Source organism: Streptomyces sp. NBC_00483 (assembly GCF_036013745.1).
GTDB lineage: Bacteria > Actinomycetota > Actinomycetes > Streptomycetales > Streptomycetaceae > Streptomyces.
In genome coordinates this window covers 1,075,629-1,091,369 of the sequence record NZ_CP107880.1, presented here as the reverse complement: position 1 = coordinate 1,091,369, position 15,741 = coordinate 1,075,629, and the positions used below count along the sequence as shown (strand labels likewise).

Sequence of the window (15,741 nt, the reverse complement as noted above, 5' to 3'; positions counted from 1 at the left end):
TCCTTCTGCGGTTCCTGAGTGGGTTCACGGCTCCGTGGTGGACTTACCGGTTTCTGGAGTGGACTCACGGTCCCCGCACGGCAGTTGCGGGTCCGTTACGGGTCCCCTGTGGGAGTCACTTCCTGCTGGCGATGCTGGAGTCACTCCCTGCTGTCGGTGCTGGAGTCACTTCCTGCCGCCGGCCGGGCCGACCGGACTGAGCGGGTGGTCGAAGCCCTGTTCCGACATCTGCCGGGCGACCTCGACGAGTGCGGTGGCGAACCGCTGGACGGTCGCCTCGGGAAAACGGTGGCTCGGGCCGCTGAGCGACAGCGACGCGACGACGGTCCCGGTACGGCCGAGCACCGGCACCGCCACCGCCGTGAGCCCCTCGTCGCGCTCGCCCCTGCTGACGGCGAACCCCTGCTCGACCGCGACGTCCGCCCACACCCGCAGCTGCCGCGCGTGCCCCTCGCCGTGCGGCGAATCGACGGCGACACGACGCAGCAGGCTCTCGGGCGCCGAACGAAGCAGGATCTTCGACGAAGCCCCCGCCCACAGCGGGAGTTCGTCGCCCACCCGCACCACATGGCGCAGCGGCTGCGGGCTCTCCTGCTGTGCCACGCACACCCGGCTGAGCCCGCGCAGCATGAACAGGTTGACCGTCTCCTGCTGCTCCTCCGCGAGCTCACGCATCAACTTGCGCGTCTCACGCGGGAGTTCCCAGCTCGTGTGCGCCAGGTGCGCCCAGCGCCACAGGCCGGGGCCCGCCGTGTATCCGGCAGGGGTGTCCCAGAGGAGGCCGCACTGTTCGAGGGTCTGCACCATGCGGACCGCCGTGGTCTTGGCGAGCCCCGTGGCGTCGACGATCTCCCGCAGGGTGACCGCCGGCTGATCCTCGGTCAGCAACCCCAGGATGTCCAGGGCCCTGCGCACACTGCGTACGCCGGTCGCTTCCGCCGCCTGCCCGGGTCCTGTGCTGTCAGTGCTGCCCATGGGACCGCCTTCCGTCCGCTGTCGTCCGTGCCTGCCGCCGGTGGATGCCATCCGCGGAGGTCTTCCGCAACTGATTCTTCAACTGACCTCTTGTCACGGCGAGTTGGCGCCCGTACGTTACACGCCGAACCACAGAGCAGTCCACCAGTACCACTCAGCGGTTTCCTGGGAGATGTCATGCTCGATTCCCTTCTCAAGGCCGGCGTGGACGGCGTGGTCGTCGACGCGCCCCCGTTCATCGCCGGCCGGTGGGGCGGTGACGGACCCGAACTCCTGCGCACCGGTCCCTACCTGCGCCGCACCGTCAGCCGCACCACCGCCGCGACGGGCGAAGAGGTCACCCGCGCCCTGACCTACGCCCGCCCCTCCGCCCGCGCCGTGGCCCGGCTCGCGCCCGCCGCCCGCGCCGACATCCTCGACCGGGCCGCCGCGGCCGCCACGGCCCACCGCGAGGACCTCGCCCGCCTGCTGGCCCTCGAACTGGGCAAGCCGCTCAAGGACGGCCTCGGCGAGATCGACCGCGTGGCGGACACCTTCGCGGTCTGCGCCGCCGAGGCCCGGCAGATCGGCGGCGACACCCTGCCCGTCGCCGGACGGCAGCGCGGCGTCGGCAACACGGCCTTCACCTATCGTGCGCCCGCCGGGGTGGCCCTCGCCATCACCCCGTTCAACGCCCCCGCCAACCTGCTTGCCCATAAGCTCGGCGCCTCCTTCGCTGCCGGCAACACCACCCTCGTCAAGGCCCCGCCGCAGGCCCCGGCCGCCACCGCCGCCGTGGTCGCGCTGCTCCTCGAATCCGGCATGCTGCCGCAGGCCGTCCAACTCCTGCACGGCGGCGGCGAGATCGGCGCCCTGCTGTGCGCGGCCGACCAGGTCGCCGTCATCAGCTTCACCGGCAGCGCGGCCACCGGACAGACCGTGGCGCGCGCGGCCGGCGCCAAGCGCCTCGTCCTCGAACTCGGCGGCAACGCCGCCACTATCGTCTGCGAGGACGCCGACCTCGCGAAGGCGGCCAAGGAGTGCGCCCGCGCCGGATACAGCAACTCGGGCCAGAGCTGCATCTCCGTCCAGCGGGTCTACGTCCACAGCTCCCGCTACGACGACTTCCTCGCCCTGCTGACCACGGCGGTGGACGGCCTCAAGGTCGGCGACCCGCTCGACCCGGACACCGACGTCGGGGCCATGGTCGACGAGGAGGCCGCGGAGCGCGTGGTGCGCTGGACGGCCGAGGCCGCCGACGCCGGCGCGCGGGTGCTGCGCGGCGGCCACCGGGACGGCGCCACCGTGACACCCACCGTCGTCGCGGGACCGCCCGCGCACGCCTCCGTCGTCGTGCACGAGGTCTTCGGCGCGCTCGTCACCGTGCTCCCGTACGACGACTTCGACGCGGTCATCGAGACGTGCAACGCGAGCCGTTACGGACTACAGGCGGGGCTTTTCACCAGCGACATCGGGCGCATCGTCAAGGCCTGGCGCGAGCTGGAGACCGGCGCGCTGATCGCGGGCGGCACCTCCAACTACCGCCTGGACCATGTCCCGTTCGGCGGTGTGAAGGACTCCGGCTTCGGCCGCGAGACACCCCGCTCGATGATCGACGACTACACCGTCGTCAAGACGCTCATGCTCCGCGGCCTGTCCGTGTGGGGCGACACGACCACCCTCGACGGGGAGATGGACGCATGACGCAACAGAACGAGCCGCAAGAGAGCGAGACGCACGAGACCGCGACCCAGGACCCGGCGCCGACCCCCGACGGGACCGTCACCGCCGCCCACGCCCTCGTCCGCCAACTGGAGTCCTACGGCGTCCGCCACATCTTCGGCACCTGCGGACACACCAACATCGCCCTGCTCGACGCCCTCGCCCCCAGCTCCATCGAGTTCGTCATCGCCCGCCACGAACAGGCCGCCGCCCACGCCGCCGACGGCTACGCCCGCGCCACCGGCCGCCCCGGCGTGCTCCTCACCCACGTCGGCCCCGGCATGATGAACGCGGTCACCGGCGTGGCCACCGCCGCTCTCGACTCCGTGCCCCTCGTCGTCCTCTCCGGTGACATCCCCTCGTACTACGCGGGCCGCCACCCCCACCAGGAGGTCAACCTCCACACGGACGCCGACCAGAGCGCGATCTACCGGCCGTTCACCAAGCGGACCTGGGACGTGCACCGCGTCCAGGACCTTGCCCGCACCACCGAACGCGCCTTCTGGACCGCGCAGTCGGGCCGCCCCGGCGCCGTCCTCGTCAACATCCCCATGGACCTGTTCAACCGGCCCGTCGAACCGTACGAGGATCAGTACCCGCTGCCCGCCGTCAGCGGCGCACCCGGCCTCGACCGGCCGACCGCCGAGCGCATCGCCGACCAACTCCTCGCCGCCGAGCGGCCGTTGATCTACTTCGGCGGCGGCCTGCGCGACCCCCGAGCCCGGGAAGCCCTCGCCGCACTCGCCGCACACCTCGACATCCCCCTCGCCCACTCCCTGATGGGCAAGGGCATACTCCCCGATACGCACCCGCTGTTGCTCGGCATGCCCGGCTTCTGGGGCCTGGACTCCACGCACGCGTACACCAAGGGCGCCGACGTCGTCCTCGCGCTCGCCACCCGGTTCGCCGAGACCGACGCCAGCTCCTGGGACCCGGCGTACACCTGGACGTTCGGCGACAAGGACAGCCCGCCCAGCAAGCTCATCCAGATCGACATCGACCCGGCCGAGATCGGCCGCAACTACCCCGTGGAGATCGGCGCCGTCGCGGATGTCGCCGACGCGGTCCGGGCCATCGCCGCCGCCGTCCGTGCCCGGCAGCCCGAACCACGCCAACGCGAAGGACTGCGCGCCTCGATCGCCGCAGCCCGCCGCGCCGTCTTCGACACGGCCCGCGAGGACGGCCGCAGCGACGCGTTCCCGCTGCGCCCCCAGCGCATCCTCGCCGACCTGCGCGACGCGCTCCCCGAAGACGCGGTCCTCGTCACCGACGTCGGCTGGAACAAGAACGGCGTCGCCCAGTGCTACGAACTCCCCACCGGTGGCCGGTTCATCACGCCCGGCGGCGCCTCGACGATGGGCTTCGGTCCCGCTGCCGCCGTCGGCGTCCAACTGGCCGAGCCCGAGCGGGTGGTGGTCGCCCTCATCGGCGACGGCGGCATGAGCGCCCAACTCCCCGCACTGCCCATGGCGGTGGAACAGGGCCTCCCGGTGATCTTCGTCGTGATGAACAACCGGGCCCATGGCACCATCGCCGACCTTCAGTCCGCCTCGTTCGGCCGGTCCTACGGCTGCGAGTTCACCGACGCCGAAGGGCGCCCGTACAGCCCGGACTTCGCCGACCTCGGCACCTCCTGCGGCGCGGATGGCTACCACGTCACCGCCCCCGCCGACCTCGCGAAGGCACTCGCCGACGCCATCACCCGGCGCAGGCCCGCCGTCATCGACGTACCCATGGTCAACGAACCGGTGCCGACCCCCGGGCACTGGAACATCAAGGACATCTACCGCGGATCCTTCACCGACTGACCGCCGCCCCCTACTCCCGCCCGGCTGACCCCGTCCCCGCCACAACGAGGTGACCTCATGATCCGCACCACCCGCACAGCCGTCTGCACGGCCGCCGCGCTGGCCGCCGCCCTCACCGCGTGCAGTGCGCCCGGCGAATCCGGCGACTCCGACAAGGACTCGTCGGGCCCGATCAAGATCGCCGTCGTCAACGCGCAGAGCGGACAGCTGAGTTCGCTCGGCGACTGGGAGTACAAGGGGGCCAAGCTCGCCATCGACGAGTGGAACAAGAAGGGCGGCGTCGACGGCCGGAAGATCCAGGTGAAGCTCTTCGACGACCAGGGCGACCCCACCACCGGCACCAACATCGCCCGGAAGCTGGACAGTCAGGGCTACGTCGCGATGATCGGCACCGCGGAGAGCGCGGTGACCGTGGCCATGGCGCCCATCCTCCAGCAGGCCAAGATCCCCAACATCACCTCGGGGCAGGCCGACGCCCTGGTCGACGTCGGAAGCCCGTACCTCTTCCTCAACGGGCCGACCTCGACGACGTACGACGCGACGCTCGCCGAGTACCTCGTCAAGGACAAGGGCCACAAGAAGATCGCGATGATCTCCAACAACGGTTCTTTCGGGAAGGGCGAGCACGACGCGTTCCTCAAGGCGGCCAAGGACCTCGGTGTCACCCCGGTCACCGACCAGGTGGTCACCACCGACCAGAAGGACTTCAGCAGCGCCCTCACCAAGATCCGCGCGAAGAAGCCCGACGTCGTGTTCATCGGCTCGGAGGAGGTCGAGGCCGGCCTGATCGTCAAGCAGGCACGCGACCTGGGCATCACCGCGCCCTTCGCGGGCGCCGCCCCGCAGGGCACCCCCGTCTTCATCGACACCGCAGGCAAGGCCGCCGTCGAGGACACCATCGTCAGCTCGCCGTACCTGAGCAACGACGTCAGCGCCGCGTCGAAGAAGTTCGCCGCCGCCTACCAGGCCAAGTACAACAAGGCCGCCGAACTGCACGGCGCGAAGGCCTACGACGGGACGAACATCCTGCTGACCGCGCTGAAGACCAGCAAGGCCGCCACCGGCCAGAAGCTCGCCGACGCCATCCGCGACACCCGCTACGACGGCCTGCTCGGCGACTTCGAGTTCGGCGAGAACGGGGTCGGCATCACCAAGACCACCATCGGCGTCATCCGCGCCGGCAAGCTCGTCCCGCAGCAGTGACCCGGGGGAGCTGAGCAGACATGCAAGAGACACTGCAGACACTCGTCGGCGGACTCAGCCTCGGCGCCGTCTACGCCCTGGTGGCCATGGGCTTCTCGCTCGTCTACCGGACCATGGGGCTCGTCAACTTCGCCCACGCCGACATCGCCATGATCGGCGCCTACGCCGCGTCGACCTTCTACCTCACCTCCAAACTGCCCTTCGCTGTCGCCATGATCGTGGCGATCGTCGTCACCGGAGCCATCGGTCTCGTCATCGAGCGCGTGCTGCGCCCGCTGGAGAACAAGGACTTCGACCTGATGCTGATCGGCACCATCGGCTTCGGCATCGTCCTCCAGGCCGTCGCCATCCTGATCTGGGGCACCACGGGACGAGCGGTGCCCTCGCCCGTCCCGTCCGCCCCACTGGAACTCTTCGGTGTCCGGGTACGCACCTACGACCTCGTGGTCATGGCCGTCGCCGCGCTCGCCGTGACCGGCCTCGCCTGGTTCCTCGCCCGCACCAAGCGGGGCGCCGCCATGCAGGCCGTCGCCATGGACCACGAGGCGGCCACCGCCGTAGGCATCAACGTCGGCCGCAGCAACGCCCTCGCCTTCAGCATCGGCGCCGGACTCGCCGCGCTCGCCGGCGGACTCGTCGGACCCATGCTCTACGTCGACGCCTCGCTCGGCGGCGCCCTCGGCATCAAGGGCTTCGCCGCGGCCATGCTCGGCGGCTTCGGCTCCATCCCCGGCGCCGTCGTCGGCGGCCTCGCCATCGGTGTCCTCGACTCCTACGCGGCCGGACACTTCCAGGGCTACTCGGTGCTCGTGACCTTCCTGGTCTTCACCGTCGCCATCATGATCCGCCCGATGGGTGTCTTCGGGGAGAGGACGGTGAGCCGCGCATGACCCGCCGCTATCGACTCGGGGGCCTCGGCGTACTCGCGGTGGCCGGCTGGCTGCTGCCGTACGGGCTCGGCGGCTACGCCATCCACATCGTCAACATCGCCCTCATCTATGCCCTGTTGGCCATCGGCATGGGCCTGGCCATGGGCATCTCCGGGCAGATCAACCTCGCCCAGGTCGCCTTCTTCGGCGTCGGCGCCTACGCCGTCGCGATCCTCACCACCCACTCCGGCTACGGCTTCTGGATATCGGCGGTGCTCGCCCTGCTCGCCACGGTCGCCGCCGGCCTGCTCGTCGGCATCCCCGCGCTGCGCATGCAGTCCCACTACCTGGGCATCGTCACGCTCGGCCTGGCTCTCGGCTTCATCAACTGGATCACCAACGCGTCCATCACGGGCGGCGCCGACGGCATCTCCGGCATCCCGCAGCCGACCCTGCCCGGCATCGACCTCTCCAGCGAATACCTCTACTACTACCTGGAGTTGGTGATCTGCGCCCTCGGCCTCGGCTTCGGACTCTTCGTCGTCCGTACATCGCTGGGCCGTCGGCTGCGCGCCATGCGCGACGACCCGCTGGCCGCGGGCGCGATGGGCGCGGAGATCCCGCTGCTGCGCATGACGGCCTTCCTCCTCGCCAGCTTCTACGGAGGCCTGGCAGGGGTGCTGTACGCGGGGCTCATCCGCTACGTCGCCCCGGAGACCTTCTCCATCGCCAACATGTTCATCCTGCTCGCCATGGTCATCATCGGCGGCCGCCGCTCCCTCGTCGGCTGCGTGGTCGGAGCGGTCGGCCTCACCCTCATCCGCGAGTGGCTCTCCGACTTCTCCACGTACGCACAGCTCGGATATGGCGTCGTGGTCGTCCTGATGGTCGTCTTCGCACCGACGGGTCTGGCCGGAATCCCTTCCCGGGTAAGGGAGTTCACGAACAGGCGGCGGGGCAGGAGCGAGGACCGCGCGGTGCTGCGCCCCTTCCAGCCGTACGAGGTGGTGTCCATGCGCGAGGAGGGTGCTGCGGAGAAACCCCTCCTGGACATCCGCTCAATCACCAAGGACTTCCGCGGCCTGCGGGCGTTGGACGACGTCTCACTCACGGTGCGCCCCGGCGAGATCCGCGGCATCGTCGGCCCGAACGGCTCCGGAAAGACGACTCTCTTCAACGTCATCACCGGCTTCTACCGGGCCAGTTCGGGAACGGTCGCCTTCGCGGGCCGCGACACCACGACCGCCCGCCCCTACGCCCTGTCCCTCCTCGGTATGGCCCGCACCTTCCAGAACCTGCGCCTGTTCGGCCAGTTGACGGTCCGTGAGAACATCCTCGTCGCCCTCGACAGGACCCGCACCCGCACCATCTGGCAGTACGCCGTGTGGCAGCCGGGCGTGGCCCGCAGGGAACGGCGCCTGCGCCACGAGGCCGCCGAACTCCTGGACCGCTTCGGCCTCACCGACTTCGCACGCTCCGCGCCGGGCTCACTCCCGTACGGCATCCAGCGCCGCATCGAGATCGCCCGCGCCATGGGCGCCCGCCCGCGCCTCCTCCTGCTCGACGAGCCGGCGGCGGGCCTCAACGGCGACGAAGTCCGCCAGCTCGCGGACATCGTGCGCTCCATCCGCGACAGCGGCACCACGGTCGTCCTCATCGAGCACAACATGGGCCTGGTCATGTCGCTGTGCGAACGCGTCACCGTCCTGTCCAGCGGCGGTGTCATCGCCGAGGGCACACCGGCCGAGGTGGTCGCGTCGCCCGAGGTGATCGAGGCGTACCTCGGTGACTCGGCGATGGCCCACGACGTCCCGCTGCCGGCGCCCACACCACCGCTGCCGCTGCCGAAGGAGCCGACCCGGTGAAGCTGATCCCCGCTCCGCGCCCCCGCACCCCCACGACCCCGTCCGCCGCGACCCTCACCGTGGACGACCTGTCCGTCCACTACGGTGGCGTCCGCGCGGTCAGCTCCATCGGCTTCAGCGTGGAGCCGGGTGCCTCGGTCGGCATCATCGGCGCCAACGGCGCGGGCAAGACGTCCACGCTCAAGGCCGTGATGGGTCTGGTCCCGCGCGGCGGCGGACGCGTCACGCTGGGCGACCTCGACCTGACCCGCGTACGGGCCCGCGACATGGTCCGGCACGGCATTGGCTACGTACCGGAGGGCCGCCATGTGTTCCCCGGCCTGACGGTGGAGAAGAACCTGCTGCTCGGCGCGTACGCCCGTGCCTGGGACGACGACACTCGGTCCACGCTCACCGAGGTCCACGAACTCTTCCCGGTCCTGGGGGAGATGAGCCAGCGCCTGGCCGGAGCCCTGTCCGGCGGCCAACAGCAGATGCTCGCGATCGGCCGGGCCCTCATGGCACAACCCCGCATCCTGCTCCTGGACGAACCCTCGATGGGCCTGTCACCCAAACTCGTCGGCGACATCCTGCGCGTCCTGACCCGCCTTCGCGAGGACGGCCTGAGCATGCTCCTCGTGGAACAGAACGCCAAGCTCACCTTCGGCGCGACGAGCCACTGCCTGGTCATGGAGAACGGCGCCGTCGCCATGACCGGCACGTCCGAGGAACTCAGCGAGGACCCGCGGGTCCGGCAGATCTATCTGGGGCTGTGACGGACGGGTCCGCTCGATCCGTGGTGTGTCGGGCGACATGGCGGGCCGCCACATAGCCGAAGGTGAGACCCGCGCCGATCTGGCAGCCCGCGCCCGGGTACTCCGAGGCCATGACCGAGTGGGCGTCGTTGCCGCAGGCGTAGAGGCCGGGGACGGGTGCGCCCTTCGCGTCGAGGACGCGGGCCTCGGGGTCGGTGCGCAGGCCGAGTGCGGTGGCCAGCGGCGTAGGGACGACGGCGATGGCGTAGAAGGGACCCTTCTCGATCGGGCCGAGGTTGACGTTCGGGGTGTGGGCCGGGTCGCCGTACTGGTGGCCGAAGAGGTGCGAGCCCTTGCCGAACTCCTCGTCGACGCCGGTGGCCGCGTACCGGTTGCTGTCGTCGACGGTACGGGCCAGGCCCTCGGGGTCCACGCCGATCGACGCGGCGAGCTCGTGCAGGGTGCGGCCCGTCCGCAGATACCCGGACGCGATGTGGCGCCGCAGACGGGACGTCGGCAGGTGCGGATGGACCATGCCCAGACCGTACTTGGCGAGGGTGCGCGCGTCCGTGACCAGCCATGCCGGGATCGAGGGCACGGACTTGTGCGCGTCGTACATGGCGCGGGTGAAGCGGTGGTACGAGACGGACTCGTCGACGAAGCGGCGCCCGGCCGCGTTCACGGCGACGATGCCGGGCTTGGCGCGGTCCCAGATGTGCGGGAAGACGGCGGTGGAGCCGTCGCGGCGGCGGCCGATGGAACTGGGGAACCACAGCGCGTTGTCGTCGCGGGACTCGCCGAGCACTCCGCCGACCCCGACGGCCAGGGTGATCGTATCGCCGGTTGCCCCCTCGCACGCCCGCGTGAACTGCGGTGTGGGATACGGCAGATGACGTTCCCTCAACTCATGACTCGCGGAGAAGCCACCCGCCGCCAGGACCACGCCCCCACGCGCACGGACGCTGACGCTGCGCCCCCGGTGCGAGACGACGGCACCGATGACACGGCCCTCGCCGTCGGCGACGAGTTCACTGGTACGGGCCGTGAACCAGACGTCGCCGCGACGGCGGAGCAGCTGGTGGTACAGGTTGGCGACCAGCGCGTTGCCCATGGCGAGGCGGGTGCCGCGCGGGTGGCCCAGCATGTCCCACGCCCAGCGCACCCCGAGGCGCAGGGCGGTGGCGACGCCGCGTGGTGAGCCGTCGAAGATGCTCAGGAGCCGGTTCACCTCGGGGCGGCGGACCATGAGCGTGCCCCGGAACAGCGCGAACTCGGGGACCGGGCGGCGGACCCGGCCGAAGCGGGCCTTGCCGAGCCTGCGGCCGTCGAACGTACGCGGTTCCAGGGCGCGGCCGATGCCGAACCCGGCGATCTCGGGGTGGTAGTCGACGACCGTCTTCGAGTGCCAGAAGCCGACGTCGAGCCGCTTCTCCAAGTAGTCGACCATGGCGGGGCCGTGGCTGAGATAGCTCTCCCGCAGCGCACGGGGCGCGCGGTCGCCGACGAGCGCGTCGAGGTACTCGTGCGCCGCCTCGGTGTCGGCGGCCGGGTCCTGCTGGTGACGGTGGCCGGGAACCCAGGCGGTGCCGGCCGAGTAGGCGGTGGTGCCGCCGAGCCACTCCGTCTTCTCCAGGACGAGGACGTCGAGACCCTCCTCGGCGCCGACGGCCGCCGCGCCGAGACCACCCGCCCCGGACCCCAGGACCAGCAGGTCGACCTCGTGGTCCCAGGTGTGCTCGGGGTGCTCCGCCATGGTCAAGACCCTTTCATGGCGCGGGGGGTCGGGGGAACGGTTGTGCCGTGAGGGTCAGTGCGACGCCGGACCATCCATGAGTATCAATGTGTTGCCCCAGCGGGTCGGATGATTGAGCTGCACCTGCCGTGCCCCAATTACTCTTCAGGAATGGCCAGTTACAGGGGTGGCCGGTCCCGCGGCGACGAACCAGTCTTCATGGGATGGAACTTGGTGTTCGTGGGATCGCCGTCCGGATACTCATGGTGCTCGGACTCGTGGTTGCTCTGATCGCTCCTGGGGCGGCTGCCGAGTCCGTTGCGGCGGATCGACGGGCTGACCTGCCGTCGTGGCGCCTCACACCGACTGCCACGACCAACACGCTGATCACACTCGACGTGGTGGACCGGAAGGTGGTGTGGGCCGCAGGTGGCGGATTCGGGGGTGCCACCAACGACGGTTCCGTGGTGCGGACGGTGGACGGCGGGCGCTCCTGGCAGAACGTCACCCCGCCGGGCGGGGCCGTCGACAGCTTCCGGGACGTCGAGGCGTTCGACCGTGATCACGCCCTCGTCCTGGCACTTCCCATCGGTGATGAACTCTCGCGGATCTACCGCACCGCTGACGGCGGGGCCACCTGGCAACTGGTGTTCCGCAACACGCTTCCGGACGCCTTCTACGACTGCATGGCGTTCTTCGACGACCGCCACGGCCTTGCGGTCAGTGACCCCGTCGGCGGCAAGTACCGCATTCTGGCCACCGAGGACGGCGGCCGGACATGGCGCCAGACACCGTCCGGCGGAATGCCTGCCGCGACACCCGGCGACAGCGCCCTGGCGACCGGCACGTGCATGGTCGCCAACGGCCGGCTTAACGCCTGGTTCGGGACGACCGGCACCAGCGACGGCTCCAGTCACAACCCTCAGGTGTTCCATACCCGCGACGGCGGCAAGACATGGAGTGCTGCCGACACTCCGATTCGCGGCGAGACAGCGAGCATCGCCTCGCTGTCCTTCCGGGACCCCCGGCACGGCCTTGCGGTCGGTGGCGGTTTCAACCCGGGCGAGGGGATCGATTCGGGTGTGGCTGCCTCCACTGTCGACGGTGGCTCGTCCTGGTCGATCGGTGACCCCCTCAGCGGGTTCCGCAACAGCGTGGCCTGGGTCCCCGGCGGCGGACACACCGCTGTCGCGGTCGGTCCCAGTGGCAGCGATGTGAGCACCGACAGCGGAAAATCCTGGACGCAGTTCGACCGCACCCACTTTCTGGGAGTCAACTGTTCCTCCAGCGGCGGGTGTTGGGCCGTCGGGAGCGGGGGCATGGCGGCTCAACTCGTCGTCCGTCGCCCTTGACGGACTACTGCTCTTGCAGGTCGGGAGATCCTATTGGTGAACGCCTGAAGTCCGCTCCGTACACGGCGAGTTGGCCGTGACACGGAGGCCGATGATGGCGATGTCGTCGCGGCGCTCGCCGGGCAGGGTGAGCAGCTCCTTGATGAGGGTCGCGAGCGGCAGGCCCTGGGACGTGAGGTCGGCGGCTCGGGTCGCCAGTCGGCCGAGCCCGTCGCCGATGTCCTGCCCGGGTACCTCCACGAGGCCGTCGGTGTAGAGCAGCAGGGTGTCTCCCGGCCCGAGCTGTTCGTGCCACTCACCGCGTTGCGCGCCAGGTGCCACGCACAGGGGCAGGTCCGGACCGTCGACGGCGGTGAGATAGCGCGGGACCCCATGGCCGGCCGGAATGAGCAGGGGCGGGAGGTGTCCGGCATTGGACAGGACCACATCCCGGCCACCGTTCCCCGTCGGGGTGAGCACCGCGTGGAGGATGGTGACGTACGGACTGGTGTCGAGGCCCTGTGTCACCTGGTCCAGGCGGCTCAGCGTCCGGGCGGGGCTCGTGGGGTTGTCGTAGGCGAAGCCGCGCAGCATGTTGCTGACCTTGCTCATGGCTGTCGCGGCGTTCAGGTCGTGCCCGGCGACGTCGCCGATCGTCAGGGTCAGGGATCCGTCGCGGCAGGCCGTGGCGTCGTACCAGTCACCGCCGATCTCGGCCCGGGAGCTGGCGGGCTGGTACACCGCTGCCAGCTCCGCACCGTCGACCTGGGGAGGGGCGGTCAGGAACGAGCGCTGGAGGGCCAGGGCGGTGTCACGCACGTTCTGGAGTTCAAGGGTGCGCGACACGGGGCCCTGAGCCCGGTGCAGGACCTCTTGGAGAAGCTCGATGTCCGCGTCGCTCGGTGGTGGATTGCCCTGGCAGGTCGCCGCCGCCGCGAGGGCCACCGTCCGCTCGTCCACGACGATCGGCAGCAGCGTCAGGCTCGTGCCCTGGGCGCGGGCCAGCCACGCCCGCGTCGGTCCCGAGAGCAGGCCGTCGGGCGGTCTGCCGACCGGGAACCTGATGACCCGGGCCCGGCGCTGCTCGATCGCCTGCTCGGCCAGCGGGCCGAGAACGAAGTCGCCCGCGAGCGGAGCTATCGGCGGAAGGTTCGGGGAGCGAGCGATGCGCACCCGGCTGGTGAGGTGGAGGCCGGAGCCGGGATCGCGCCCGGCGGGGCCGCCGCTCTGAAGCTGGAAGACGGCGAAGGCATCGACGAGGTCGGGCACCACGGCCGAGGCCGTACCGGCGAACAGTTCCGCGAGGTCACCCGCCACGGGCTCGGCCGCCACCCTTGCGAGGAGCCGTTCCCGCATCTGCCTGTGCCACTGCTCCTCGGCGTCACTCACCGTGCCGATCCACTCGACGAGCTCGCCGTCCCTCAGCACCGGTACGGCAATGATCTTCACGTGGCGGTAACCGCCGGTGTCGTCCGCTGCCCGTACGCGGATCTCCGCATCGAGGAGCGACCGGCCGCGCGCGGTGTCCTGCCACCTGGACTCGAACCACGCGCGGTCCTTGGGATGGACGGCGTCCATCCACGAGCCGTTCCCGTCCGGGTTCCACAGGCCGCCGCTGTCCTGTCCGAACCGGCCGACCAGGGCCGACACGCTCCCGTCCCTGTCCATCAGCCAGACCACGTGCGGGATGGCCGACAGCAGGGCCTCGTAGCGCCTGACCGCATTCGCGGGAGCGTCGTGCGCCTCTTCCCGCACCCCACCACCGGCACCGAGCACGCGCGTCGTGATGCGCGCGGCCAGCAGCAACGTGGCACGCCCGCACCAGATCCGCACCGGGACGCACGTCACCACACACGCATGGTGCGCCGCGCCCTCGGAGCGACTGCCGGGGACATCGACCAGGACGGTCGATCGCTCCGTCCCGGCAAGATCCAGGGCACGCAGCACGGGCCGCAGGGCAGGCCCCGCCAGGGCGACGCCCGCTTCCTGTCCCACCCGCCAGAAGTCGAACAGTTTCTCGAACGGCTGGTTGCGCTCTCTCAGCCGGTGGAAGGGCCCTGTGACCAGCCCTGCCCCCACCGTCGCCGCCTGGAGACTCTCCAAGTCGAAGACGGGACCCGGACTGGGAGCGGCGTCCTCTTCCACCCCACCATGATCCCCTGAGAAGGCGGAATGAGCAGCCGTACGCACTGACGGGGCCGGCCCCGGCGGGTTGACGGCACGCACCCCGATTCCGCGCCGCGAGCACCACTCGTCCACGACGTTGGCCTCACATCGGCACTTTCGCTCACGGAGCGCATCCGGCTTCACTCGTGCGGGGCCGGCGAGATAACGGTTTCGCCGGGGCACGCGCCCGCGCACGGGGCACAGTCGTTTCCCAGGTATGAGCCACGCACTGCACGATGAGCCCCTCGCCGAGCTGTCCGCCCCGTACTGGATCGACTCACCCCTCCTCCAGCACGGCCTGGGCTCCTGTTCTTGCGTCCATACTCCGACACCGGCGCCGGCTCACCTCTCCGCGACGCTGCGCCTCATCGCGGCCGGGCGGGCACGTGGTCAACCGGCGGGGAAATAGTGGCCGTTGTCCAGATCGGCGAGCAGGCCGGGCCGGGCGGGTTCCCAGCCGAGGGTCCGGCGGGTGATGAGGTTGGACGCCGGATAGCTCTGCGTGACGATATTCGTGAGGAACCCGAAGTACCCCGGAGTCATCAGGGCATCGTTGGGAACGCTCACGGCGGGCAGACCCAGGCGGCCGGCGATGGCCTCTGCGATGTCGCGGAACGCGATGCCCCCGTCCTCGACCGCGTGCCAGTATGTGCCGGCCGGCCCCTTCTCCAGCGCCAGGCGGAACAAGGCGGCGGCATCGCGGATGTGCACGGCGTTCCACAGGTTCGCGCCGTCGCCGGGGTAGCCGACGAACCCCTTTTCCTTCGCGAGCGCGATCAGCGTGGGAAGGAAGCCGGCACGATCGGTCGTGCTGTGCGCGATGTTGGCGATCCGCACGACCGAGGACCGCACCCCCTGCGCGGCGAGGTCGACAACGGCCCTTTCCACGACGTTGCGGACGCGGAGGGTGCCCTTGTGCTCCTCGCCGGCGGGGAGGGCCGGGTCCGTCTCGGTGGCCGGCCGCTCCAGGTTGCCGGGCGAGCCTATGCTTCCCGCCGTGACCAGCGGCTTTCCGGTTCCCGCGAGTGCCTCGCCGTACGTGAGCACGATCGGGAGCTCCGCAGCGGCCACGGCGTCGAGCCCGCCGGAGGGCAGCAGATCCTGCCGGTGGGCGACGTGGATGACGCCTTCGGAGTCCGCGGCGGCCTCCTTGAGCCCGTCGAGATCCTGAAGGTCGCCGCGACGCACCTTCGCGCCGAGCGCGGACAGTGCCGCCGCGGCGGCGTCCGACCGGGCCAGGCCGGTGACCTCGTGCCCTGCGGCGATCAGCTCGGGAATGATGTACGAACCGGAATGGCCGGTCCCTCCAGCGACGAATACGCGCATCTTTAACCTGTCCTTGTGAAGGTAGGTGCAG

11 protein-coding genes are annotated in these 15,741 nt (G+C 70.5%); 7 read left to right on the top strand and 4 right to left on the bottom strand.

The window, feature by feature from the left end:
• Positions 1-165 precede the first annotated feature (165 nt).
• Positions 166-975 carry an IclR family transcriptional regulator gene (locus tag OHA73_RS04660; RefSeq protein WP_266717096.1) on the bottom strand — a complete coding sequence of 270 codons (810 nt, stop codon included), beginning with the start codon at positions 973-975 and terminating at the stop codon, positions 166-168.
• A 177-nt stretch (positions 976-1,152) separates the two neighbouring features.
• Between OHA73_RS04660 and OHA73_RS04655 the strand changes: the two genes are divergently transcribed.
• Genes OHA73_RS04655 through OHA73_RS04630 form a run of 6 tightly spaced genes read left to right on the top strand, consistent with a single transcriptional unit; the run spans position 1,153 to position 9,176 of the window.
• Positions 1,153-2,658 carry an aldehyde dehydrogenase family protein gene (locus OHA73_RS04655; protein ID WP_327654275.1) on the top strand — a complete coding sequence of 502 codons (1,506 nt, stop codon included), beginning with the start codon at positions 1,153-1,155 and terminating at the stop codon, positions 2,656-2,658.
• Positions 2,655-4,484: a thiamine pyrophosphate-binding protein gene (locus OHA73_RS04650; protein ID WP_266717100.1), complete on the top strand. Its 1,830-nt coding sequence runs from the start codon at positions 2,655-2,657 to the stop codon at positions 4,482-4,484. The genes OHA73_RS04655 and OHA73_RS04650 overlap by 4 nt, the downstream gene beginning before the upstream one ends.
• A gap of 57 nt (positions 4,485-4,541) precedes the next feature.
• Complete coding sequence (locus tag OHA73_RS04645; protein ID WP_266717102.1) at positions 4,542-5,687, top strand: ABC transporter substrate-binding protein; 1,146 nt, start codon at positions 4,542-4,544, stop codon at positions 5,685-5,687.
• Between the two features lie 20 nt (positions 5,688-5,707).
• Positions 5,708-6,577 carry a branched-chain amino acid ABC transporter permease gene (locus tag OHA73_RS04640; RefSeq protein ID WP_266717104.1) on the top strand — a complete coding sequence of 290 codons (870 nt, stop codon included), beginning with the start codon at positions 5,708-5,710 and terminating at the stop codon, positions 6,575-6,577.
• On the top strand, positions 6,574-8,421 hold the full coding sequence (locus tag OHA73_RS04635; protein WP_327654274.1) for a branched-chain amino acid ABC transporter ATP-binding protein/permease: 1,848 nt from the start codon (positions 6,574-6,576) through the stop codon (positions 8,419-8,421). Before OHA73_RS04640 ends, OHA73_RS04635 begins: the two co-directional genes overlap by 4 nt.
• A complete protein-coding gene (locus tag OHA73_RS04630; RefSeq protein WP_327654273.1) occupies positions 8,418-9,176 on the top strand; it encodes an ABC transporter ATP-binding protein in 759 nt (252 codons plus the stop codon). The genes OHA73_RS04635 and OHA73_RS04630 overlap by 4 nt, the downstream gene beginning before the upstream one ends.
• On the opposite strand, the gene OHA73_RS04625 is transcribed toward OHA73_RS04630, so the two are convergent.
• Complete coding sequence (locus OHA73_RS04625; protein WP_327654272.1) at positions 9,133-10,908, bottom strand: FAD-binding protein; 1,776 nt, start codon at positions 10,906-10,908, stop codon at positions 9,133-9,135. The genes OHA73_RS04630 and OHA73_RS04625 overlap by 44 nt on opposite strands.
• 380 nt (positions 10,909-11,288) lie before the next feature.
• Between OHA73_RS04625 and OHA73_RS04620 the strand changes: the two genes are divergently transcribed.
• Complete coding sequence (locus OHA73_RS04620) at positions 11,289-12,239, top strand: WD40/YVTN/BNR-like repeat-containing protein (protein ID WP_327654271.1); 951 nt, start codon at positions 11,289-11,291, stop codon at positions 12,237-12,239.
• A 30-nt stretch (positions 12,240-12,269) separates the two neighbouring features.
• Here OHA73_RS04620 and OHA73_RS04615 read toward each other — a convergent pair whose 3' ends face one another.
• Together OHA73_RS04615 and OHA73_RS04610 are read right to left on the bottom strand one after the other, a co-directional pair.
• Positions 12,270-14,363, bottom strand: coding sequence for a SpoIIE family protein phosphatase (locus OHA73_RS04615; protein ID WP_327654270.1), 2,094 nt, complete (start codon positions 14,361-14,363; stop codon positions 12,270-12,272).
• A gap of 411 nt (positions 14,364-14,774) precedes the next feature.
• Positions 14,775-15,710: an SDR family oxidoreductase gene (locus OHA73_RS04610; protein WP_327654269.1), complete on the bottom strand. Its 936-nt coding sequence runs from the start codon at positions 15,708-15,710 to the stop codon at positions 14,775-14,777.
• Between the last annotated feature and the right edge of the window lie 31 nt (positions 15,711-15,741).